The sequence below is a fragment of the Limnohabitans sp. genome (assembly GCF_036804465.1).
Taxonomy (GTDB): Bacteria; Pseudomonadota; Gammaproteobacteria; order Burkholderiales; family Burkholderiaceae_C; genus Limnohabitans.
Genome location: NZ_DAIRSK010000014.1, coordinates 68,283 through 89,180, shown reverse-complemented (window position 1 = coordinate 89,180; position 20,898 = coordinate 68,283). Strand labels below are relative to the sequence as shown.

At 56.8% G+C, this 20,898-nt stretch carries 21 protein-coding genes; 14 read left to right on the top strand and 7 right to left on the bottom strand.

Annotated elements, in window-relative coordinates:
- The 10 genes from V7Q41_RS09285 to V7Q41_RS09240 form a co-directional block, all read left to right on the top strand.
- A partial coding sequence (locus tag V7Q41_RS09285) for a molybdopterin-dependent oxidoreductase (protein ID WP_333845532.1) occupies positions 1-1,402 on the top strand: 1,402 nt, incomplete at its 5' end.
- A complete protein-coding gene (gene nuoH, locus V7Q41_RS09280) occupies positions 1,402-2,484 on the top strand; it encodes an NADH-quinone oxidoreductase subunit NuoH (protein ID WP_333845531.1) in 1,083 nt (360 codons plus the stop codon). The genes V7Q41_RS09285 and nuoH, both read left to right, overlap by 1 nt.
- Positions 2,485-2,499: 15 nt before the next feature.
- Positions 2,500-3,012, top strand: a complete 513-nt coding sequence (nuoI, locus tag V7Q41_RS09275; RefSeq protein ID WP_333845530.1) for an NADH-quinone oxidoreductase subunit NuoI — start codon at positions 2,500-2,502, stop codon at positions 3,010-3,012.
- 11 nt (positions 3,013-3,023) lie between these two features.
- Positions 3,024-3,713 (top strand): NADH-quinone oxidoreductase subunit J, encoded by a 690-nt coding sequence (locus tag V7Q41_RS09270; RefSeq protein ID WP_333845539.1) that lies wholly within the window; start codon positions 3,024-3,026, stop codon positions 3,711-3,713.
- Positions 3,710-4,018: an NADH-quinone oxidoreductase subunit NuoK gene (gene nuoK, locus V7Q41_RS09265; protein ID WP_333845529.1), complete on the top strand. Its 309-nt coding sequence runs from the start codon at positions 3,710-3,712 to the stop codon at positions 4,016-4,018. Before V7Q41_RS09270 ends, nuoK begins: the two co-directional genes overlap by 4 nt.
- A gap of 6 nt (positions 4,019-4,024) precedes the next feature.
- Positions 4,025-6,052, top strand: coding sequence for an NADH-quinone oxidoreductase subunit L (nuoL, locus tag V7Q41_RS09260; protein ID WP_333845528.1), 2,028 nt, complete (start codon positions 4,025-4,027; stop codon positions 6,050-6,052).
- A 12-nt stretch (positions 6,053-6,064) separates the two neighbouring features.
- Entirely contained in the window at positions 6,065-7,543 is a 1,479-nt protein-coding gene (locus V7Q41_RS09255) for an NADH-quinone oxidoreductase subunit M (protein WP_333845527.1), read from the top strand.
- Positions 7,544-7,557: 14 nt separating this feature from the next.
- Complete coding sequence (gene nuoN, locus V7Q41_RS09250; RefSeq protein WP_333845526.1) at positions 7,558-9,045, top strand: NADH-quinone oxidoreductase subunit NuoN; 1,488 nt, start codon at positions 7,558-7,560, stop codon at positions 9,043-9,045.
- Positions 9,046-9,099: 54 nt separating this feature from the next.
- Positions 9,100-9,681, top strand: coding sequence for an NUDIX hydrolase (locus V7Q41_RS09245; protein ID WP_333845525.1), 582 nt, complete (start codon positions 9,100-9,102; stop codon positions 9,679-9,681).
- Positions 9,678-10,247 (top strand): DUF1178 family protein, encoded by a 570-nt coding sequence (locus V7Q41_RS09240; RefSeq protein WP_333845524.1) that lies wholly within the window; start codon positions 9,678-9,680, stop codon positions 10,245-10,247. The genes V7Q41_RS09245 and V7Q41_RS09240 overlap by 4 nt, the downstream gene beginning before the upstream one ends.
- On the opposite strand, the gene miaA is transcribed toward V7Q41_RS09240, so the two are convergent.
- From miaA to mutL, 3 genes are read right to left on the bottom strand one after another with little or no spacing between them, the layout of a single operon-like run.
- Positions 10,228-11,241 (bottom strand): tRNA (adenosine(37)-N6)-dimethylallyltransferase MiaA, encoded by a 1,014-nt coding sequence (miaA, locus tag V7Q41_RS09235; protein WP_333845523.1) that lies wholly within the window; start codon positions 11,239-11,241, stop codon positions 10,228-10,230. The genes V7Q41_RS09240 and miaA overlap by 20 nt on opposite strands.
- Complete coding sequence (locus V7Q41_RS09230) at positions 11,234-12,421, bottom strand: Bcr/CflA family efflux MFS transporter (RefSeq protein WP_333845522.1); 1,188 nt, start codon at positions 12,419-12,421, stop codon at positions 11,234-11,236. Before V7Q41_RS09230 ends, miaA begins: the two co-directional genes overlap by 8 nt.
- Entirely contained in the window at positions 12,421-14,322 is a 1,902-nt protein-coding gene (gene mutL, locus V7Q41_RS09225) for a DNA mismatch repair endonuclease MutL (RefSeq protein ID WP_333845521.1), read from the bottom strand. The genes V7Q41_RS09230 and mutL overlap by 1 nt, the downstream gene beginning before the upstream one ends.
- A 34-nt stretch (positions 14,323-14,356) precedes the next feature.
- Here mutL and V7Q41_RS09220 point away from each other — a divergent pair, with 34 nt between their 5' ends.
- On the top strand, positions 14,357-15,049 hold the full coding sequence (locus V7Q41_RS09220; RefSeq protein ID WP_333845520.1) for a VTT domain-containing protein: 693 nt from the start codon (positions 14,357-14,359) through the stop codon (positions 15,047-15,049).
- Here V7Q41_RS09220 and V7Q41_RS09215 read toward each other — a convergent pair.
- Genes V7Q41_RS09215 through tsaE form a run of 3 tightly spaced genes read right to left on the bottom strand, consistent with a single transcriptional unit; the run spans position 15,046 to position 17,223 of the window.
- Positions 15,046-15,309 carry a VF530 family protein gene (locus tag V7Q41_RS09215; protein ID WP_333845519.1) on the bottom strand — a complete coding sequence of 88 codons (264 nt, stop codon included), beginning with the start codon at positions 15,307-15,309 and terminating at the stop codon, positions 15,046-15,048. The genes V7Q41_RS09220 and V7Q41_RS09215 overlap by 4 nt on opposite strands.
- A 4-nt stretch (positions 15,310-15,313) precedes the next feature.
- Positions 15,314-16,756 carry an N-acetylmuramoyl-L-alanine amidase gene (locus tag V7Q41_RS09210; RefSeq protein ID WP_333845518.1) on the bottom strand — a complete coding sequence of 481 codons (1,443 nt, stop codon included), beginning with the start codon at positions 16,754-16,756 and terminating at the stop codon, positions 15,314-15,316.
- Positions 16,753-17,223: a tRNA (adenosine(37)-N6)-threonylcarbamoyltransferase complex ATPase subunit type 1 TsaE gene (gene tsaE / locus V7Q41_RS09205; protein WP_333845538.1), complete on the bottom strand. Its 471-nt coding sequence runs from the start codon at positions 17,221-17,223 to the stop codon at positions 16,753-16,755. Before tsaE ends, V7Q41_RS09210 begins: the two co-directional genes overlap by 4 nt.
- 33 nt (positions 17,224-17,256) lie before the next feature.
- Here tsaE and queG point away from each other — a divergent pair, with 33 nt between their 5' ends.
- Together queG and V7Q41_RS09195 are read left to right on the top strand one after the other, a co-directional pair.
- Positions 17,257-18,321: a tRNA epoxyqueuosine(34) reductase QueG gene (gene queG, locus V7Q41_RS09200; protein ID WP_333845537.1), complete on the top strand. Its 1,065-nt coding sequence runs from the start codon at positions 17,257-17,259 to the stop codon at positions 18,319-18,321.
- 9 nt (positions 18,322-18,330) lie between these two features.
- On the top strand, positions 18,331-18,678 hold the full coding sequence (locus tag V7Q41_RS09195) for a hypothetical protein (protein ID WP_333845517.1): 348 nt from the start codon (positions 18,331-18,333) through the stop codon (positions 18,676-18,678).
- A gap of 40 nt (positions 18,679-18,718) precedes the next feature.
- On the opposite strand, the gene mltB is transcribed toward V7Q41_RS09195, so the two are convergent.
- Positions 18,719-19,819, bottom strand: coding sequence for a lytic murein transglycosylase B (mltB, locus tag V7Q41_RS09190; protein WP_442918836.1), 1,101 nt, complete (start codon positions 19,817-19,819; stop codon positions 18,719-18,721).
- 125 nt (positions 19,820-19,944) lie between these two features.
- Between mltB and V7Q41_RS09185 the strand changes: the two genes are divergently transcribed.
- A complete protein-coding gene (locus V7Q41_RS09185; protein ID WP_333845515.1) occupies positions 19,945-20,898 on the top strand; it encodes a histone deacetylase family protein in 954 nt (317 codons plus the stop codon).

The window sequence follows — 20,898 nt, the reverse complement described above, 5'->3', positions numbered from 1 at the left end:
CGAAGACGTCAACGAATGCTGGATTGCTGACCGCGACCGTTTCAGCTACGAAGCTTTGGACAGCGCTGAGCGGCTGACTCAGCCCATGCTCAAACAAGGCGGCGTGTGGAAAGAGGTCGATTGGCAAACCGCCCTTGAATACGTGGCCAATGGCTTGCAAGGCGTCAAAGCACAGCATGGGGCGGCAGCCATCGGTACCTTGGCCAGCCCCCACAGCACGGCTGAAGAGTTGTACTTGGCCGCAGCACTGATGCGCGGCTTGGGTAGCCAAAACATCGACACGCGTCTACGCGCTGCTGATTTCCACACGGACGCCCACTCGCAGCACGGCGGTGCCATTCGGGTGCGTTGGTTAGGCACATCTGTGGCCTCTCTCAGCACGCTGCAACGCGTGTTGGTGGTGGGCTCCAACGTGCGTAAAGACCAACCCTTGTTGGCGCAGCGTCTGCGCCAAGCAGTGCGTAACGGGTGCAAGCTCCATGCACTCAATGCCCAAGTCCACGACTGGGCCATGCCTGTGGCCAACAGCTTGGTGGCGGATGCCACCCTCTGGGTGCAAGCCTTGGCTGATATTGCGGCTGCCGTTGGCGCCATCACCGGTGCCGCTGCCCCTGTGGCAGGCAACGCCGACAGTGCGCAAGCTCAAGCCATTGCCAAGTCATTGATGGGTGGGGAGCGTAAAGCCATTTTGTTGGGCAACGCAGCGGCGCACCATGCCAACGCTTCTAGCTTGCTGAGCTTAGCCAACTGGATCGGCGCACAAACGGGCGCCACCGTGGGCTACCTTGGTGAGGCCGCCAACACCGTGGGCGCTCAGGTGGTCGGCGCCTTGCCAAAAGCGGGCGGTCAAACTGCTGGCCAAATGTTGGCAGGCGGTTTGAAGGCGGTGGTGTTGCTCAACACCGAGCCCGCTTTTGATGCAGCCAACGGCGCTGCTGCCGCCCAAGCCCTTGGTCATGCCGACATGGTGGTGACCTTGTCCCCATTCAAGGCCAATATGGACTTCAGCGATGTGCTGCTGCCCATCTCCCCCTTCACTGAGACAGCCGGCACCTTTATCAACACCGAAGGTCGCGCACAAAGCTTCCACGGTGTGGTCAAGCCCTTGGGCGAGACACGTCCAGCTTGGAAAGTTTTGCGTGTGTTGGGCACCATGCTTCATGTGCCTGGTTTTGAGTTCGAGACCATCGAAGAGGTGCGTGCCCAAGCAATTCCTGTCGATGTGCATGCCCTGTTGTCCAACGCTTGCTCTGCCAGCATCGATGTGAGTCCCGCTGCTGGCCAGCCCGCCTCTGCGGCAATTTACAAACTGGATGGCTTGGTGCGTCGCGCCCCTTCGCTGCAACTCACGGCAGATGCAAGACCAACTCCTGGTGACGTTGCATTTCAAGGAGGTCTGTGATGGGTGACAGCATTTACAACGCCGGTTTTGGCTTGATGTCCAGCACATGGTGGACCACCTTGGCTTGGCCAGTGCTTTGGACCTTGCTCAAGATCGTGGCTGTGTTGCTCCCCTTGTTGCTTTGCGTGGCTTACCTGACTTTGTGGGAGCGCAAGGCCATCGGTTACACCCAAATTCGCAAAGGCCCAAACCGCACGGGCCCAGGTGGATTGTTGCAACCCATCGCTGATGCGCTCAAGTTGCTCACCAAAGAAATCATCATCCCCACGAAGGCGACCACCAGTTTGTTCTTCTTGGGCCCCATCATGACCATCATGCCTGCCTTGGCGGCTTGGGCTGTGATTCCTTTTGGCCCTGATGTGGCTTTGGCCAACATCAATGCAGGCTTGTTGTTTTTGATGGCCATTACCTCATTGGAGGTGTACGGCGTGATCATCGCGGGTTGGGCATCTAACTCCAAGTACGCTTTCATTGGCGCCATGCGCGCATCGGCCCAAATGGTGAGCTACGAAATTGCCATGGGCTTTTGTTTTGTGATCGTCTTGATGATCTCCAACAGCTTGAACATGACCGACATCGTCATGGGTCAAGCCAAAGGCATGATGGCAGACAAGGGCTTGGGTTTCTTGTCTTGGAATTGGTTGCCTTTGTTCCCCGTGTTCATCATCTACTTCATCTCTGGCTTGGCTGAAACCAACCGTCACCCATTTGATGTGGTGGAGGGGGAGTCCGAAATTGTGGCCGGCCACATGATCGAATACTCGGGCATGTCATTTGCCATGTTCTTTTTGGCTGAATACGCCAACATGATCTTGGTTTCCATGTTGACCGTGGTGATGTTCTTGGGTGGCTGGTTGTCACCCATCGATCACCCCTTGTTCAACATGATCCCTGGCTGGATTTGGCTCGGACTCAAGACCTTTGTGGTCGTGACCATGTTCTTGTGGGTACGTGCCACGTTCCCACGTTATCGCTATGACCAAATCATGCGCTTGGGTTGGAAGATCTTCATTCCAATCACCTTGATCTGGTTGTTGGTGGTGGGTGTTTGGATTCAAACGCCTTGGAATATCTGGAATTAAGGCCGGAAACACACCATGACTACGACTACCTATTCAGCCCCATTTTCATTGCGCGATTTTTTGTCGAGCTTTCTCTTGATCGAACTGCTCAAAGGCATGGCCCTCACCGGCAAATACATGTTTTCGCGCAGCATCACCATCCAGTTTCCAGAAGAGAAAACGCCTTTGTCCCCACGCTTTCGCGGGCTGCATGCCTTGCGTCGTTATGACAATGGCGAAGAGCGCTGCATCGCCTGCAAACTGTGCGAGGCGGTGTGTCCAGCGATGGCCATCACCATCGAGTCTGACCAGCGCGCAGACGGCAGTCGCCGTACCACGCGCTACGACATCGACCTGACCAAGTGCATCTTCTGCGGTTTTTGCGAAGAGAGCTGCCCCGTTGATTCGATCGTCGAAACACACATCTTTGAGTACCACGGTGAGAAACGCGGCGATTTGTACTTCACCAAAGAAATGCTCTTGGCAGTGGGCGACCGCTACGAACCCGAAATCGCTGCCCACAAAGCAGCTGACGCCAAATACCGTTGAAAGATTTCATGATGGATGTTCAATCGGCTCTTTTCTATGCGTTCTCAGCGGTCATGCTGTTTGCGTCATTTCGCGTCATCACCTCGCGCAACCCGGTGCATGCTGCGCTCTACTTGGTCCTGGCCTTCTTTCAAGCCTCGGGCATTTGGATGTTGCTCAAAGCAGAATTTTTGTCCATCACCCTGGTGCTTGTCTATGTAGGCGCGGTGATGGTCTTGTTCTTGTTTGTGGTGATGATGCTGGACATCAACATCGACAGCATTCGTCAAGGCTTTTGGAAACACTTTCCGCTTGCAGCCACAGTGGGCGCGGTCATCGCACTCGAATTGGCGGCCGTGTTGTTGGGTGGTTTTCGCATCAGTGAGCCCCGACAGCAAGTCGCGGCGCAAGTGATTTCGCCAGCGGCGGTGACGGCTGTCGCGCCTGTGGATATGGCTTCTGCTGCAGATGTCGGCCATGTGGTGGTGGCGCAAGTCTCCAACACCAAAGCTTTGGGTATCTTGCTCTACACCGAGTATCTCTATCCCGTGCAAGTGGCAGCCTTGATTTTGTTGGTGGCCTTGATTGCCGCCATTGCTTTGACTTTGCGAGCGCGTAAAGACAGCAAGTTCCAAAATGCAAGTGAACAAGCTCGTGTCAAGGCGCGCGACCGTGTGACGCTGGTCAAGATGGATGCGGTCAAACCGGAGACACAAGAATGATCATCACCTTAGGCCACTTCCTCACCTTGGGCGCGATTTTGTTTGCGCTGTCAGTGATTGGTATCTTTTTGAACCGTAAAAACCTGATCGTCTTGTTGATGGCGATTGAATTGATGTTGCTTGCGGTCAACATGAACTTCGTGGCGTTCTCGCACTACTTGGGTGACTTGAACGGCCAAATTTTTGTTTTCTTCATCTTGACCGTGGCGGCTGCTGAGTCTGCCATCGGTTTGGCGATTCTGGTGCAGTTGTTCCGCAACAAGTCCAGCATCAACGTGGATGAACTCAACACGCTCAAGGGTTAACTCACTATGTCCCAAACCCTGCAAGCTTCTACGTTGCTGGCTGTGCCTATGGCTCCGCTGGCGGGCGCTGCCTTGGCTGGTATTTTCGGTACCCGTTTAGGCGGCAACCAAATCGGCCGTGGCGTGACCCACACGCTGGCCATTTTGGGTGTGTTCATTGCCTTCGTGTTGTCGGCCATGACGTTGTACAGCGTGGCCATCGACGGCGCGCGTTTCAATGAAACCCTCTACACCTGGATGGTGGTGGGTGATTTGAAAATGGAAATCGGCTTCTTGGTCGACGGCCTGACAGCCATGATGATGTGTGTGGTGACCTTTGTGTCCTTGATGGTTCACATCTACACGATGGGCTACATGAAAGAGGACGAAGGCTACAACCGTTTCTTTTCCTACATCTCCTTGTTCACTTTCTCGATGTTGATGCTGGTGATGAGCAACAACATGTTGCAGCTGTTCTTTGGCTGGGAGGCGGTGGGCTTGGTGTCTTACCTGTTGATCGGTTTTTGGTTCAACAAACCCACAGCCATCTTTGCCAACATGAAGGCATTTTTGGTCAACCGCGTGGGTGACTTTGGCTTCATCTTAGGTATTGGTCTGGTCGCTGCCTACGGCGGTACTTTGAACTACACCGAAGCATTTGCCAAGGCTGCTGAGTTGGGCTCGCTCACCTTTCCCGGGACAGACTGGATGTTGGTGACCGTGATTTGTATCTGCTTGTTCATCGGCGCGATGGGCAAGTCAGCGCAGTTTCCCCTGCACGTGTGGTTGCCTGACTCCATGGAAGGCCCGACGCCAATCTCTGCCTTGATTCACGCAGCGACCATGGTGACGGCGGGCATCTTCATGGTGGCCCGCATGTCGCCCTTCTTTGAGTTGTCAGACACGGCGCTGAACTTCATCTTGGTGATTGGTGCCATCACAGCCCTGTTCATGGGCTTTTTGGGCTTGATTCAAAACGACATCAAACGCGTGGTGGCTTATTCCACCTTGTCGCAGCTGGGTTACATGACGGTGGCCTTGGGTGCATCGGCTTACTCAGTGGCCGTGTTTCATTTGATGACGCATGCGTTCTTCAAGGCTTTGTTGTTCTTGGGGGCGGGCTCCGTCATCATGGGGCTACACCACAACCAAGACATCCGTTGGATGGGCGGTGTGCGCAAGTACATGCCGATCACTTGGATCACTTCCTTGTTGGGTTCGTTGGCCTTGATTGGTACCCCATTTTTTTCAGGCTTTTATTCCAAAGACAGCATCATCGAAGCGGTGGCTCTCAGCACCTTGCCCGCTGCTGGCTTGGCTCACTTCGCCGTGTTGGCGGGTGTCTTTGTGACAGCGTTCTATTCATTCCGCATGTACTTCTTGGTGTTCCATGGCAACGAGCGTTATGACCAAAACCCTGACGCGCACCACGCGCATGATGACCATGCGGCACACCACGGCCACGGTGAGCCCCACGCCCCTCACGAGTCCCCATGGGTGGTGACTGTGCCTTTGGTCTTGCTGGCCATTCCGTCTGTGCTGATTGGCTTCTACACCATTGATCCGCTGGTGTTCGGTGAATTCTTTCAAGATGCGATTGTCGTCAACACCGACAAGCATCCAGCCATGGCTGTGTTGGCACAGCACTACCACGGCGCTGTTGCCATGGCCTTGCATGCTTTGAGCACCGCACCGTTCTGGTTGGCTGTGGCGGGTGTGGCATCTGCTTACTACATGTACATGATCAACCCAGCAGTGCCTGCGGCAATCAAGCGCGTGTTCCATCCCGTCTATGTCTTGTTCGAAAACAAGTACTACTTGGATTGGTTCAATGAGAACGTGCTGGCCCGTGGCGCGCGCGCCTTGGGCACGGGTTTGTGGAAGGGCGGCGACCAAGCCATCATCGAAGGTGGCGTGGTGAACGCTTCTTGGAAGTTGGTGGGTTGGGTGTCCACGTGGACACGTCAGTTGCAAACTGGCTACCTCTACCACTATGCCTTGGTGATGATCTTGGGCGTGTTCTTGCTGATGACTTGGTTCGTCTGGCTCAAATAAGGAGAATAAAAAATGGGTTTATTGAGCCTTGTCATTTGGACGCCGATTCTGTTTGGCGTCATCTTGCTCGCCTTTGGGCGTGACGAGTATGCCAGGGCCGTGCGCTGGTTCGCGTTGATCGGTTCGGTGATCAGTCTGGCGGTCACTTTGCCCCTTTTGAGTGCATTCGACAACAGCACGGCGGCTTTGCAGTTTGTTGAAAAATCAATGTGGATTGAGCGTTTCAATGTTTTCTATCACATCGGTTTAGACGGCTTGTCTCTGTGGTTCGTTTTGTTGACCGCATTCATCAATGTGATCGTTGTGATCGCCGGTTGGGAAGTGATCACAGAGCGTGTCAACCAATACATGGGCGCGTTCCTGATCTTGAGCGGTTTGATGATTGGCGTGTTTTGTGCCGCGGACGGCATGCTTTTTTATGTTTTCTTTGAAGCCACCTTGATCCCGATGTACTTGATCATTGGTGTGTGGGGTGGGCCCAACAAAATCTATGCAGCGTTCAAGTTTTTCTTGTACACCTTGTTGGGCTCTTTGTTGATGCTGATCGCCTTGATCTACCTCTACACCCAATCGGGCGGCAGCTTTGATTTGGCTGCTTGGCACAAACTGCCATTGCCCATGTCTGCACAAACCTTGCTTTTCTTTGCTTTCTTTGCTGCATTTGCGGTGAAAGTGCCGATGTGGCCTGTGCACACTTGGTTGCCTGATGTTCACGTGGAAGCACCTACTGGGGGCTCAGCCGTGTTGGCCGCCATCATGTTGAAACTGGGTGCTTATGGTTTCTTGCGTTTTTCAATGCCCATCGCACCTGATGCTGCAAACGAATACGCATGGCTCATGATTGCGTTGTCACTGGTGGCGGTGGTCTACGTAGGCTTGGTGGCCATGGTGCAAGAAGATATGAAAAAGCTGGTGGCTTACTCATCCGTGGCGCACATGGGCTTTGTGACCTTGGGCTTTTTCATCTTCAACGACATCGGTGTGTCGGGTGCTTTGGTGCAAATGATTGCGCATGGCTTTGTGTCGGCTGCCATGTTCTTGTCCATTGGCGTCTTGTATGACCGCATGCATTCGCGTGACATCGCCAGCTACGGCGGTGTGGTCAACACCATGCCCAAATTTGCTGCATTTGCCTTGTTGTTTGGCATGGCCAACTGCGGCTTGCCCGGCACGGCGGGTTTCGTGGGTGAGTGGATGGTCATCTTGGGTGCCATCAAATACAACTTCTGGGTGGGCTTTGCTGCCGCTTCTGCCTTGATCTTTGGTGCGGCCTACACCTTGTGGATGATCAAGCGTGTGTATCTGGGCCCAGTTGCCAATGAGCACGTCAAAGAATTGACCGACATCAACAGCCGTGAGTTTGTGATGTTGGCCCTGTTGGCAATCGCAGTGCTGGCCATGGGCATCTTTCCCAAGCCATTCACCGACGTGATGGATGTGTCCGTGGCTGAGTTACTCAAGCACGTGGCGCTTTCCAAATTGCCGCAATAAAGAGGGATTGAAAAATGTTTGAAAAACTGAGCATCGCTGCGGTTTATCCCGATATCTTGTTGGCTGTGATGGCCATTGTGATTGCGCTGGTGGACTTGTCCGTCAAGTCCCCACGTCGCACCACCACCTATGTTTTGTCGCTCCTCACCATGGGCGTGGTGGCTTACTTGGAAGCCTTGGCGGCTACGCAAGGCCAAACGGTTTACAGCTTTGGCAACATGGTGGTGTCTGATCCCATGGGCAGCTGGCTCAAGTGCTTTGCAGCGTTGGCTGTGATGGTGACCTTGGTCTATGGTCGTCCTTACGCTGCTGAGCGTGACATGTTGCGCGGTGGCGAGTTGTTCACCTTAGGTCTATTTGCGTTGCTGGGCATCTTCATCATGATCTCGGGCAACAACTTCCTTGTGCTCTACCTGGGCTTGGAGTTGCTGACCTTGTCGAGCTACGCCCTCGTGGCCTTGCGTCGCGACAGCGCAGTGGCCAGCGAGGCAGCGATGAAATACTTTGTGTTGGGTGCCATGGCCAGCGGCTTTTTGCTGTATGGCTTGTCCATGTTGTACGGTGCCACAGGCTCACTCGACATCACCACCGTGTTCAAGGCGGTGGCCTCGGGTCAAATCAAGCACCAAGTACTGGTCTTGGGCTTGGTGTTTGTGGTGTGCGGCTTGGCATTCAAATTTGGTGTGGTGCCTTTCCACATGTGGATTCCTGATGTGTACCACGGTGCACCCACAGCCATCACCTTGATGATTGGCGGCGCACCCAAGTTGGCCGCCTTCGCGATGACCATCCGATTGTTGGTGGAAGGCCTGTTGCCCTTGGCCGTGGACTGGCAGCAAATGCTGATGGTTTTGGCGATCTCGTCATTGCTGATTGGTAACTTGGCAGCGGTGGCACAAACCAACCTCAAACGCATGTTGGCCTTCTCCACCATTGCCCAAATGGGCTTTGTGTTGATCGGCTTGCTCTCCGGCGTGGTCAACGGCAACACGGCTGCGGCTGCCAATGCTTATAGCTCTGCCATGTTCTACGTCATCACCTATGTGCTGACCACATTGGCCACCTTTGGCATCATCTTGTTGTTGGCTCGTGAAGGCTTTGAGAGCGATGAGATTTCTGACCTTGCTGGCTTGAACCAACGCAGTCCCTTGTACGCGGGCGTGATGGCTGCTTGTATGTTTTCGTTGGCCGGCGTGCCTCCGCTGGTTGGTTTCTACGCCAAATTGTCGGTGTTGCAAGCGTTGATTGCTTCTGGGCAAACAGGCGCGATTGCTTTGGCTATTTTCGCGGTCATGATGTCGCTGATTGGCGCCTTCTATTATTTGCGCATCATCAAGGTCATGTATTTCGATGCACCCATCACAGCCTCCACCGTGTCGGCGAGCGCCGATGTGCGCGTGGTGTTGACCATCAATGGCGCGCTGATTTTGATCTTGGGTATCTTGCCGGGTGGCTTGATGGCCTTGTGTGCCAAAGCGATTGTGACGACACTGGGTACCTAAGCACATGTGGCCCCACTTAGGCCAGCTTACGAGCTGGCTTTTTTCATCACAACCATGAAGCCTGCCTCGCACGACCATCTCATCGAGCACACAGTTGACCATGTGGAGTTGCTCAAAGGCCACTTTCTGCATGCCTTTCGCGACACCGTGCGTTTGCCCAGCGGCGACACCGCTTCTCGTGAGTATGTGATTCATCCCGGTGCTGTGATGATCATTGCCATGCGCGACGATGGCCGCTTGGTGATGGAGCGCCAATACCGCTACCCTGTGCGGCAAGTGATGATTGAGTTTCCAGCTGGCAAGCTTGACCCCAACGAAGATCATTGGGTCTGCGCTCAGCGCGAGTTGCTCGAAGAAACAGGTTATCGCGCGGCTGAGTGGGCGCATGCGGGTGTTTTGCATCCCGTCATCAGCTACTCGACTGAATTCATTGACATTTGGTTTGCACGCGGTCTCACAGCAGGAGCACAGCAGTTGGACGTGGGTGAGTTTCTCGATGTGTTTGACGCCAGCATGGAAGAGCTCTTGGCGTGGTCGCGCGACGGCCAACTGACCGATGCCAAAACCTTGACGGGCTTGCTGTGGCTGCAAAACCATCGCAGTGGCGCGTGGCCGTTGGAATGGAAGCGCGTGTGAAAGTTCTAGACCTGCAATGCGGCCAACATCATGTGTTTGAAGGATGGTTTGGCTCGGAAGACGACTTTCAAAGCCAGTTGACGCGCGGCCTTGTCACATGCCCCATGTGTGGCGATGCCCGTGTGAGCAAAATGCTCAGTGCGCCGCGTTTGAACTTGAACACCACGCGCGGTGAGCGCGACTCAGCGGTCAGGTCCGCTGACAATTCAGCTGACAGCGCAGTCTCTCCCCTCGCAGGGACCGCCGAGACAACCACCCGTGATCCTGAACTTGCTTGTGCAGCCTCGTCTGATGCATCCACCCCGCCTCGCTTGCAAGAAGTGGCCAATTTAGAGCCCGCACAACTGCAAGCCGCTTTACTCAAAATGATGCGCCACGTCGTGGCCAATACCGAAGACGTGGGCAATCGCTTTCCCGAAGAAGCGCGCAAGATGCATTACGGTGAAGCCGAGCAGCGCAACATTCGCGGGCATGCCACTGCGCAAGAAACCGAAGCGTTGATCGACGAGGGCATTGCCGTCATGCCCATGCCGTTGCCAGACGTGCTCAAAGAGCCGTTGCAGTAAACCGCGCCACAGCGGACTGAGTTTGCGCCAATGCATCTGGCGCGTCACAGGCAATAACGATGCGCTCCTCCATGCCCCGCAGCCAAGTGAGTTGGCGTTTGGCCAGCTGACGCGTGGCGACCACGCCCAGCGCCTGCAATTGCGCCAAGATGCTGTCGGGGGGGAGTCCTGATGCCTGTGCCGAGTCGAGCAACTCCCACGCTTGGCGATAACCCACGCAACGCATGCTGGGTAAATCGAGGTGCAAGTCACCACGCGCACGCAGCGCTTGTATCTCGCTTAAAAAGCCACTCACCAGCATGGCTTCAAATCGTTGCGCAATTCGCCCGTGCAGCCATGCACGGTTGTGAGGCTCTAGTGAGAGCAGGGGCATCGTCAGTGCAGCTTGGGCGGCGCGTGTGTGTTCGCCTTCAGCAAACCATTGCGACAGCGCTTTGCCGCTCACGCGCCACACCTCGAGTGCGCGTGAGATGCGTTGCGCATCGTGAGGGGCTAGTCGGGCTGCGGTGATGGCATCTACCTTTGCCAGTTCGGCGTGCATGGCTGGCCAGCCCAAGGCGCTTGCCTGGCGTTCAATCTCAGCACGTAAGTCTGGCTGCGCGGTGGGCAGGTCGTCTATGCCGTCACGCAAAGCTTTGAGGTAGAGCATGGTGCCCCCCACCAACAAGGGCAGTTTGCCGCGCGCGCGGATGTCGGCCATCAGTTGGGTGGCATCGCGTGCAAACTCCGCGGCGCTGTAGGCCTGAAGTGGGTCGCGGATGTTGATGAGGTGATGCGGTACTTGCGCTAACTCTTGGGCAGTGGGTTTGGCTGTCCCAATGTCCATGCCCCGATAGACCAAAGCGGAGTCGAGGCTGATGATTTCAATGGGCCACTGTTGGGCTAAGGCCAATGCGGCCGCTGTTTTGCCGCTGGCGGTGGGGCCAACCAAGGCGATGGCCTGTACCGACCAGCCGTTGGCATAGCCTGATTCAGGGCGCCATGGCTTAGACACGCGGGCTGCCTCGGCGCAGTACCAAAACCCAAGCCGATAAGGCCGTCAACACGGACCAACATGCAATGCTTGTTGCCATCGGCATGGCAGAGCCGTCATTGGCTGCGCCCAGCCACAAGCCTGTGGCAAAAGCAGCCGCCATCATCAAAAAGCCCCCCAACGCAGAGGCGGCACCTGCGGCTTGCGGAAATGGTCCCACCGCGCCGCTTTGGCCGCAAGGCTGATGAATGCCGTGCCCCAAAATGAACACATAAAACGGCCCCATCAAACCCGCCACGCTTTGCCAGCCCAGCCACGCATGCAAAACCATCAAGCCGCCACCTGTCAAGCTGAAGGCGCCCCCGATGGCCACAGTCCGCGCGACACCCAAACGAACCAGCAAACGCCGACACAACACGGTGCCTAGCAAATACATAAAAGCCATAGAAAAAAGCAACATGCCATATTGCCAACGCGCCAAGCCCAGCACGTCAATGAACACAAATGAGGACGATGCTAAAAAAGTGAACAGGCCGCCATAAGAGCCAATCGCCACACACGAAAATGCCACAAATGTCGGGTGACGCAGGATCTGCCACCACGTTTTCGCCAGCACCTGCACGGTGAGCGCATGCGGATTTTTGCGCTGCAAGGTTTCTTTGAACTTCACCGCGACCAACGCAAAAGCAATGGCGCCAAAGCCCACCACCAAACTAAGCGCGGCATGCCAGCTCAACAGGTCCGTGAGCAAGCCGCCCAATGGGGCGCTGACACAGGCCAATATGCCCAAGCCGGTGAGGGCTTTGGACATCACGCCTGCGCCTGTCTCAGGGGTGTAGAGGTCGCGCACGATGGCGCGTGCGCACATCACCACCGCGCCCATGGCTGCACCTTGCAGGGTACGCCAGACAATGAGCTCGTGCATATTGCTGGCCAACACACTACCCAAACCCGCCAAGGTGAACGTAGCCAAACCGCACAACAAAATAGGGCGGCGACCAAAGCGGTCTGACAGCGGGCCCCAAACCAGTTGCGAGGTGCCAAATGCCAACAACAAAGCGCTGAGCGTGAGCTGAACCTGAGACAACGCAGCACCAAACTCCGTCTTGATGGCAGGCAGTGCAGGCAAATACAAATCGGTGGCCACGGGTTGAATGCCCAGCAGCATCGACAACAGCACAATGATGAGCGTGGGTGACATCAACGACCGCGCAAAAACAACGCGTCGAGCTCGCGCATAGACAACTGTCGCCACGTGGGGCGACCATGGTTGCATTGGTCTGAGCGTTCAGTGACTTCCATTTGGCGCAACAAGCCGTTCATCTCGTCTAGGGTGAGCTTGCGGTTGGCGCGCACCGCGCCATGGCAAGCCATGGTGGCCAGCAGTTCGTTGCGGGCGCGTTGAACCACGGTGCTGGCATCGTGCTGGCTCAATTCGGCTAAGACGCTGCGGGCCAATGCCACGGCATCGCCAAGTGCCAAGGTGCTGGGCACGGCGCGAACGGCCAAGGTTTTGCTTGACAACGCGGAAATTTCCAATCCCAGCTCTTGCAAGGCATCGGTGCAGGCCTCTGCGGTGGTCACTTCTTGCGCGGTGGCAGGAAAGGTGGCGGGAATCAACAGCGGTTGGCTGCTGATGCGTTGCGCGTCAATTTGTGTTTTGAGTTGTTCGTACACGATGCGCTCGTGGGCGGCGTGCATGTCGACGAGCACCAAGCCTTGTGCGTTCTCTGCCAAGATGTAGACACCGTGCAGCTGCGCGACGGCTTTGCCAAGCGGCCAGATGTCGGGCGTTGCGTCTTGCAGTGAAGGCGAGGCGGTGGTCATTGCGCTGTGGGTGTTCAATGCCGCGTCAGTTACAAAACTTTGCGTGGGTTGTTCTTTGGCTGTTAAGCCCGTGCGAGGTGTGGACTGCCACAGCGCGCCCACATCCGCCACCCGCGTGCCAGACAAAGGCATGGCGGTTTGCTGCCAGTTAAATGCAGAAGCGCCGACCGCAGTACCCGCCATCGGCAACTCATGGTGTTGCAATGCATGGGCCATCAACAGATGGGCACGCGGCACAGCCAAAGCGTTTTCTACCGCGTGGCGCACAGCTTGGTGTACCTCACGCCCATCACGGAAACGCACTTCAATCTTGGTGGGATGCACGTTCACGTCTACACGCGTGGGCTCAATCTCGACATACAAGGCATAGATGGGTTGGCGGTGACCGTGCAGCACATCTTCATAGGCACTGCGTGCCGCGTGGGTGATGACTTTGTCACGCACATAGCGGCCATTGACGTAGGAAAACTGCTGGTCGGCACGTGCGCGTGCCGCGTCTGGAAGACCCGCGCGACCCACCACCGTGACATGGCCTGATTGGTAGTGCACCGCGACCGAGTTGTTTAAAAACTCGTCACCCAACACATCGGCCAAACGGCGGTCGAGGGCTTTGGTGCGTTGCATGTTCAAGTCTTCGCCCGATGCGGGGTCAATGGTTTGCGCCCGCCATTGCTCGACCAACTTGCCTTCGTGCCACACGGCAAAGCCCACCTCGGGGCGCGTGAGGGCATGGCGGCGAACGGCTTCTACACAATGGGCCAGTTCGGTGTTGTCGGTCTTTAAAAATTTGCGGCGTGCGGGTGTGCTGTAAAACAGCTCTTTCACTTCCACCGTGGTGCCTTGGGCGCGGGCGGCGGGTTGCAGCTCGCCAGTGCGGCCATCCAGCAGCATGGCTCTGTCTTGGCTCGCTGTGCGCGACAGCACGGACAACTCGGACACCGATTGAATGGCAGCCAAGGCCTCGCCTCGAAATCCCATGGTGCCCACGGATTCGAGCTCGCTCAGGCTGGTGATCTTGCTGGTCGCGTGGCGCTTCAAAGCCACAGGCAGTTGCGCAGACGCAATGCCCATACCGTTGTCTTCCACACTGATCAGGCGCACACCACCAGCCAGCAACCGCAGTGTGATTTGTGTGGCGCCTGCATCTAGGGCGTTGTCCACCAACTCTCGCACGACTGAGGCGGGACGTTCGACCACCTCGCCCGCAGCGATTTGGCTGATGAGTTCGTCAGGGAGTTCGCGGATGTCGCGTGGGGGTTGGGTAGCAGGGTGCACAACCTCATTTTAGAGGCAGGGGATAATACAAACCATGGAAATAATTAGCTTCTTGATTGACTTCATCCTTCACGTAGACCGCTATTTGGAAGCCTTTGTGCAAGCCAATGGCACATGGGTCTATGCCTTGCTGTTTCTCATCATCTTTGTGGAGACGGGTTTGGTGGTGATGCCCTTTTTGCCTGGCGACTCGCTGCTGTTTGTGGTGGGAGCCATGTGTGGCGTAGGTTTGATGGATTACAGCCTTTCGGTGTCGCTACTTTTTATTGCGGCAGTGGCAGGCAACCAAACCAACTACACCATTGGCCGCTACTTTGGCCCCAAAGTGTTTGGGTGGGAGGATTCCAAATTTTTCAACCGCCGTGCCTTTGACCAAGCCCATGCGTTTTATGAGCGCTATGGTGGCGTGACATTGGTTGCTGCGCGCTTCATGCCCTTTGTGCGTACCTTTGCGCCGTTTGTGGCGGGCGTGGCGCAAATGACGCATCGTAAATTTACCTTCTACGACATCACGGGCGGCGCCTTGTGGGTGGGCGGCATCATCACGGTGGGTTACTTTTTTGGTAACTTTCCATGGGTGAAAGCCAATTTGGACAAAATTATTTGGGCCATGATTTTTATCCCGGGCGCCTTGGCTTTGTATGGGTCTTGGAAGGCTTCCCGTTCAGCGCAAGACAAGACTGATCCAAAGAACGCTGATGAGGCGCGTGGGGGTGATGCGCGTTAAAACCCGCGCTCTTCGTGGCGCACTTCGCGGCGCATGTCGCGCAGCATGAACAAATACAAGCTCTCTACCTTGTCGCGTGCCCACGGCGTTTTGCGCAAAAATTTCAGGCTTGATCCAACGCTCGGGTCGTGCGTGAAGCAGCGGATGTTGATGCGCTCGCCCAAGCCTTGCCAACCATAAAAATCAGCCAGCTCGGTCACAACAGCTTCTAAGGTTTTGCCATGCAAGGGGTTGCGTGGCTGAGCGGGCGTGTCGGTCATGGCGTCAGGTGTTGCGTGTTTTGGCCAGCGGTGGGTTGCGCGAGAAATAGCGTTCAATGCCTTTCATCAGGGCATCGGCCAAGTCGTTTTGGTATTGGGGGCTGACCAAGCGTTTTTCCTCTTCGGGATTGCTGATGAAGGCAGTTTCTACCAGCACGCTGGGAATATCGGGGGCTTTGAGCACTGCAAAGCCCGCTTGCTCCACACGGTCTTTGTGCAATTTGCCAATCTGCTTGATTTGCCCCAGCATGGCGCCGCCAAGCTTCAGGCTGTCTTTGATTTGCGCGGTGGTGCTCATGTCGAGCAGGGCGCGTTGCACAGAGGCATCTTGGCTTTTGATGTTCAAGCCGCCAATCAGGTCGGCACGGTTTTCTTGCTTGGCCATCCACCTGGCAGCGGCACTCGTCGCCGCACCATCGCTCAGTGCAAACACGCTGGCACCTTTGGCTTGGGGGGTTTGGAAGGCGTCGGCATGGATGCTGATGAACAAATCAGCCTGCACGCGTCTGGCTTTTTCTACGCGTTGTTGCAGTGGCACAAAGTAGTCGCCTTCACGGGTCAGGTAGGCGCGCATCGGCAAGTTACCTTGCTTGGTTTTGATCACGGTGTTGTTGATGCGGTCGCGCAAGCGATGCGCGATTTTCAACACCACCTCTTTTTCGCGAGTGCCGCTGGGGCCAATGGCGCCTGGGTCTTCGCCGCCGTGGCCGGGGTCCAAGGCCACGATGATGAAGCGCTCGCCGTCAGTGCTTTGATTCACGGAGGCGACGGTGGTGGTTGGTGCAGATGCCGCAGACACCGCAGATGCCGCTGCCACGGGTGGTTCGGGCAGCGCATTGGGTTTGGCCATCAAATCGCCCACAGGGTCGGCGTGGGTGCCCAGCTTGGAAGCGGGCGGTGGCGTGGGAGTGGCCGTCATCGACGGCGCGTTGTAGGCGGTGCCGCCTTTCAGTTTGTCAGTGATCAAGGCTTCAAGCGGGTCAGCCACCTCAGAGGGGTAGAGGTCGAGTACCAATCGGTGTTGGTACTGGGTGTTGCCTGTTCTCACAGGCATCAGGTTGAACACCTGTGGCTTGACCATGCGTCGCAAATCCAGCACCAAGCGCACGGTTTTGTTGGCAAATTGGCCCACGCGCACGCCTGTGATGTAAGGGTCGTCCGAACGCACCTTGCCCACCAGCTCTTTGAGGGCAGGGTTGAGCTCGATGCCCTCTATGTCCACCGCCAAGCGTGGCGGGTTGGCTACAAAAATAGGCACGGTCTTCAGCGCTGTGTCGCTCTCAATCGTCACGCGTGTGTAGGCTGCTGCGGGCCACACCCGCACCGCCACGATGCTGGCGCCCCACGCGATATCGGCACGGCCAAGCAGCAACGCCAGCGTGCCGCCTTGCAACAAGCTGCGCCGCTTGATGCCGTGAGAACTCGGATCGTTGTGGTGCTGCGTCATGCCAGCAGTTCCTGCCCGCATGGGGTGCGTGCGTGGATGGTGACGTGGCGTTGTTCTGACGTATCCACGTCGATGGTGAGTTCAAGGTCGGGTGTGGGCATCACGCCTGCGGCGTTTTGCGGCCATTCGCACAGCTTTAAGCCTGCGCTGGCAAAGATGTCACGAAAGCCGGCGTCTTCCCATTCGCGTGGGTCGTTGAAACGGTAGAAGTCAAAGTGCCACACTTCGCCTGCACGCAAGGTATAGGGTTCAACCACCGCATAGGTGGGGCTTTTGACGCGGCCCTCTACACCCAAGGCCTGCAGCAGGTGGCGCACGAAGGTGGTTTTGCCCGCGCCCAACTCGCCGTGCAAGGCGATGCAAGCGTTCAAGTTGGCGCGTGTCAATGCGGCGGCCAGCTGCGAGGCAAACGCGGCGGTGGCGGCTTCATCGGGCCATACAAGAGTTTTTACAATGGGCGGATTAATCAAAGGTGTCCGTTGTCTATCAATTACCAATTGTTGCTCACGCAAATTCAGGCTTTAGGGCAAACATTGGGATTTTCGCAAATTGCGGTAGCCCCTTTGGACTTGTCTACGGCCGAGCCGCATTTGCAGCATTGGCTGGCGCAAAACTTTCACGGCAGCATGGACTATATGGCCCGCCACGGCATGAAGCGCGCGCGCCCCACCGAGCTGGTGCCTGGTACCTTGAGCGTGCTGACCGCCCGCATGAACTACCTGCCGCGCGACACGGCGCAGGGTTGGCAAGACGCCGAATGGCAGCGCTTACGCAACCCTGCCGAGGCGGTGGTGTCGCTCTACGCCCGCGGACGCGACTACCACAAGGTGCTGCGCAACAGGCTGGACACACTGGCCCAACAGATTGACGCCTTGCTGGTCGACACCCTCAAGCCCAACGGCTTTGACTACCGCGCCTTCACCGATTCAGCCCCCGTGCTTGAGGCCGAGCTGGCCACCCGCAGCGGCCAAGGCTGGCGCGGCAAACACAGCCTGGTGCTGAACCGCGAAGCGGGTTCGATGTTTTTCTTAGGCGAGATTTTTTTGAATGTGGCCTTGCCCGTGTCGGAGCCGACAAGCGCTCACTGCGGCGAATGCACCGCGTGCATCGAGGTGTGCCCCACGCAGGCCATCATCGCGCCTGGCTTGGTGGATGCCCGCCGCTGTATCTCGTATCTGACGATTGAGCACGACGGCTCGATTGATGAGGCGTTGCGTCCCTTGATGGACAACCACATCTATGGCTGCGATGACTGTCAGCTGATTTGCCCTTGGAACAAGTTTGCTCAAACCTCAAGCTTGTCCGACTTTGATGTGCGAGCGGGTCTGGTAGGCCAGGACATAGCCCGTTTGATGGCTTGGAGCGAAGCAGAATTTTTGCGCTACACCGAGGGCAGCCCCATTCGGCGCATTGGCCATGCGCGCTGGTTGCGTAACTTGGCGGTGGCCGCGGGCAATGCGCTGCGTCAGACAGACGAGGCGGCTTTGCGTGCAGCGCTGCAAGCGCACCTCACGCACCCCAGCGAGGTGGTGCGTGAGCATGTGCAATGGGCGTTGGCGCAGTAACATCGAGGCATGGCTTTTTTCACGCGTTTGCTTTTTATTTTGCTCGGCTTGGCTGTCGCCATGCTGTTCACTTTGGGCGTGTTGTGTTGGTTGGTTTTGTATGTGGTGTTTGCCTCTGTGCGTTGGCTGGCGACGGGCCAAAAGCCCCAAGTGGTGGAGATGTGGCAGCAAATACAAGTTTTTCGCAAAAGCATGCAGCCGGGTCAGGGCGCCCGCTGGTCTGGTGGCTCTCGCCCAAGCGAAGGGACTTGGCCAGAGGAGAGAGGGCACGCACCGCGTTCAAGCGCCAAGTCCGATGTGATTGAGGACGCGGTGGTGCGTGAAATCCACGACAAGCGGCCTCCTGCAAAAGACTGATCTTGCGCTTGGTTCACACAGCCTAGGCGCACCCAGCAGATCAGCGCGCGTTCGATACAACAGAATTCGAAGCCCGATTCGCTTTGACAGCCTGGCCCAGCTCAATCACCGCCAGCGCATAGTAGCTGCTCCAGTTGTAGCGCGTGACCACATAAAAGTTGTCTGTGCCCGCCACATAGCTGGGCGCGTCGTTGCCGTTGAACAACTCCACCAAAGCCAGTAGCCCATTGTGTTGTTGGGCTTGCTCGTCCAACACCGCGCCTTTGGCGGTGAAGTTGCTCACGCTGAACGACGGCAAGATGTCGGGCGCCAAGAGCGTGGGTTTGTCTAAGCGGGTTTCGTCAAAGCCCACGGGGTAGTGGGTGGGCATGCCGGTTTGCCAGCCAAAGGCTTTGAAATAATTGGCCACCGAGCCAATCGCGTCCACAGGGTTGTGGCGCAGGTCAATGCGGCCATCACCATCAAAGTCCACCGCAAATTTGGCGGTGCTCGACGGCATGAATTGCGGCCAGCCCATGGCGCCCGCAAAGCTGCCTTTGGCACTGACATCGCCTTGGCTGTGGGCTTGCGCCAAGAAGTGGCCCAACTCTGATTTGAAAAATGCTTGGCGCTCGACTGCGCGTGGGTGGGCCGACGGAAAGTTGAGGGTGAGCGTGGTCAAGGCATCAAGCACACGGTAGTTGCCCATGTTTTGGCCATAGAAGGTTTCTACACCAATGACACCCACAATCATTTCGGCGGGTACGCCATAGGTGTGCTCAGCACGGGCGAGGGCGGCTTGATGGGTTTGCCAAAACTGGGTGCCAGCGTCGATGCGGCGGCTCTCAATGAAGCGTTCGCGGTAAGCGCGCCAGTTTTTGGCGGTGGGCACGCTGGGCGGCAGCACCATTTTGGGCACGCCTTTGAGAAACTGTGCTTTGCTGATTTGCTCGCGCACCCACGCTTTGGGCAGGTTGTATTGCTGGGCCAGCTCGTCGGCCAAGGCGGTGGCTGCTGTGGTTTTTCCGTATGCCAAGCCTTGGGTGGATGCTTTGTGTGCGGCCGCTTTGTGCGCAGCAGTTTTGTGTGATTTGGCATGCGATTTGGCCGATGCGCCGCCAGCAAATACCATCAACAATAACAAGGTGGCGGTCATGCGCATGCAGTCAAGACGCCAAGGCCAAGCCATAAAGAGCGGAAAGGGATGAGAGGTCACGCAGTGTTTGCAACAGAAAAAATCAAGACCCCCATGGTAAGCTGACTTGTAGAAGACCCAAGGTAATCACGATGAGTAAAACCGGCTATTACACGCACCCCCTGTGCATGCAGCACGAGATGGGCGAGGGGCACCCAGAGTGCCCTGAGAGGCTCAGCGCTATTCAAGACCGCTTGCTGATCAGCGGTGTCGATTTGGGCCTCACCGCCATGCAAGCGCCCGAGGCGCCGCTGGCCGATATCGAGCTGGCGCACGACCGCATGTACATCGCGTCTTTGCGGGGTTTGTCGGATCAGTTGGCAGAAGACATGGCCGCAGGCGGTCCGCATTACGGTCACTTGGACGCTGACACCCTCATCAACAGCTTCACCTGGAAAGCCGCACTGGCCTCTGCGGGTGCTGCGGTGGCTGCCACCGATGCGGTGATTGGGGGCGAGTTGACCAACGCGTTTTGTGCGATTCGCCCGCCTGGGCACCATGCCTCGCGCGACAGAGCGAGTGGTTTTTGTTTCTTCAACAATGTGGCCATTGCGGCCAAGTACGCCCTCGAGCGTCATGGCTTGAAGCGCGTAGCAGTCGTGGACTTTGATGTCCACCATGGCAACGGCACAGAAGACATTTTGAGGGGTGACGACCGTGTGTTGATGGTCAGTTTTTTTCAGCATCCGTTCTACCCGCACAGCGGCACCGAGCATCCAGCCGCCAACATGGTCAACATTCCCGTGCCTGCCTACACCAAGGGCGCGCAGGTGCGTGAGTTGATTGAAACGCATTGGGTGCCTCGCTTAGAGGCGTTCAAGCCCGAGATGATTTTCATCAGCGCAGGTTTTGATGCGCACCGTGAAGATGACATGGGTCAAATGGGCTTGACCGAGCAAGACTACGCATGGATCACCCACCGATTGCGTGACATCGCCGCACGCCATGCGCAGGGCCGCATCGTGTCGTGCCTCGAGGGGGGCTACGATTTGAGCGCGCTGAGTCGCAGCGTGGAAGCGCATGTGCGCGTGTTGGCAGATCTTTAA

What these genes read in the sequence shown, in the direction of transcription:
- nuoH (WP_333845531.1), top strand. Translation starts at nt 1,402, where the DNA reads ATGGGTGACAGCATTTACAACGCCGGTTTTGGCTTGATGTCCAGCACA.
- nuoI (WP_333845530.1), top strand. Translation starts at nt 2,500, where the DNA reads ATGACTACGACTACCTATTCAGCCCCATTTTCATTGCGCGATTTTTTG.
- V7Q41_RS09270 (WP_333845539.1), top strand. Translation starts at nt 3,024, where the DNA reads ATGGATGTTCAATCGGCTCTTTTCTATGCGTTCTCAGCGGTCATGCTG.
- nuoK (WP_333845529.1), top strand. Translation starts at nt 3,710, where the DNA reads ATGATCATCACCTTAGGCCACTTCCTCACCTTGGGCGCGATTTTGTTT.
- nuoL (WP_333845528.1), top strand. Translation starts at nt 4,025, where the DNA reads ATGTCCCAAACCCTGCAAGCTTCTACGTTGCTGGCTGTGCCTATGGCT.
- V7Q41_RS09255 (WP_333845527.1), top strand. Translation starts at nt 6,065, where the DNA reads ATGGGTTTATTGAGCCTTGTCATTTGGACGCCGATTCTGTTTGGCGTC.
- nuoN (WP_333845526.1), top strand. Translation starts at nt 7,558, where the DNA reads ATGTTTGAAAAACTGAGCATCGCTGCGGTTTATCCCGATATCTTGTTG.
- V7Q41_RS09245 (WP_333845525.1), top strand. Translation starts at nt 9,100, where the DNA reads ATGAAGCCTGCCTCGCACGACCATCTCATCGAGCACACAGTTGACCAT.
- V7Q41_RS09230 (WP_333845522.1), bottom strand. Translation starts at nt 12,421, where the DNA reads ATGTCACCCACGCTCATCATTGTGCTGTTGTCGATGCTGCTGGGCATT.
- V7Q41_RS09220 (WP_333845520.1), top strand. Translation starts at nt 14,357, where the DNA reads ATGGAAATAATTAGCTTCTTGATTGACTTCATCCTTCACGTAGACCGC.
- V7Q41_RS09215 (WP_333845519.1), bottom strand. Translation starts at nt 15,309, where the DNA reads ATGACCGACACGCCCGCTCAGCCACGCAACCCCTTGCATGGCAAAACC.
- V7Q41_RS09210 (WP_333845518.1), bottom strand. Translation starts at nt 16,756, where the DNA reads ATGACGCAGCACCACAACGATCCGAGTTCTCACGGCATCAAGCGGCGC.
- V7Q41_RS09195 (WP_333845517.1), top strand. Translation starts at nt 18,331, where the DNA reads ATGGCTTTTTTCACGCGTTTGCTTTTTATTTTGCTCGGCTTGGCTGTC.
- mltB (WP_442918836.1), bottom strand. Translation starts at nt 19,819, where the DNA reads ATGCGCATGACCGCCACCTTGTTATTGTTGATGGTATTTGCTGGCGGC.
- V7Q41_RS09185 (WP_333845515.1), top strand. Translation starts at nt 19,945, where the DNA reads ATGAGTAAAACCGGCTATTACACGCACCCCCTGTGCATGCAGCACGAG.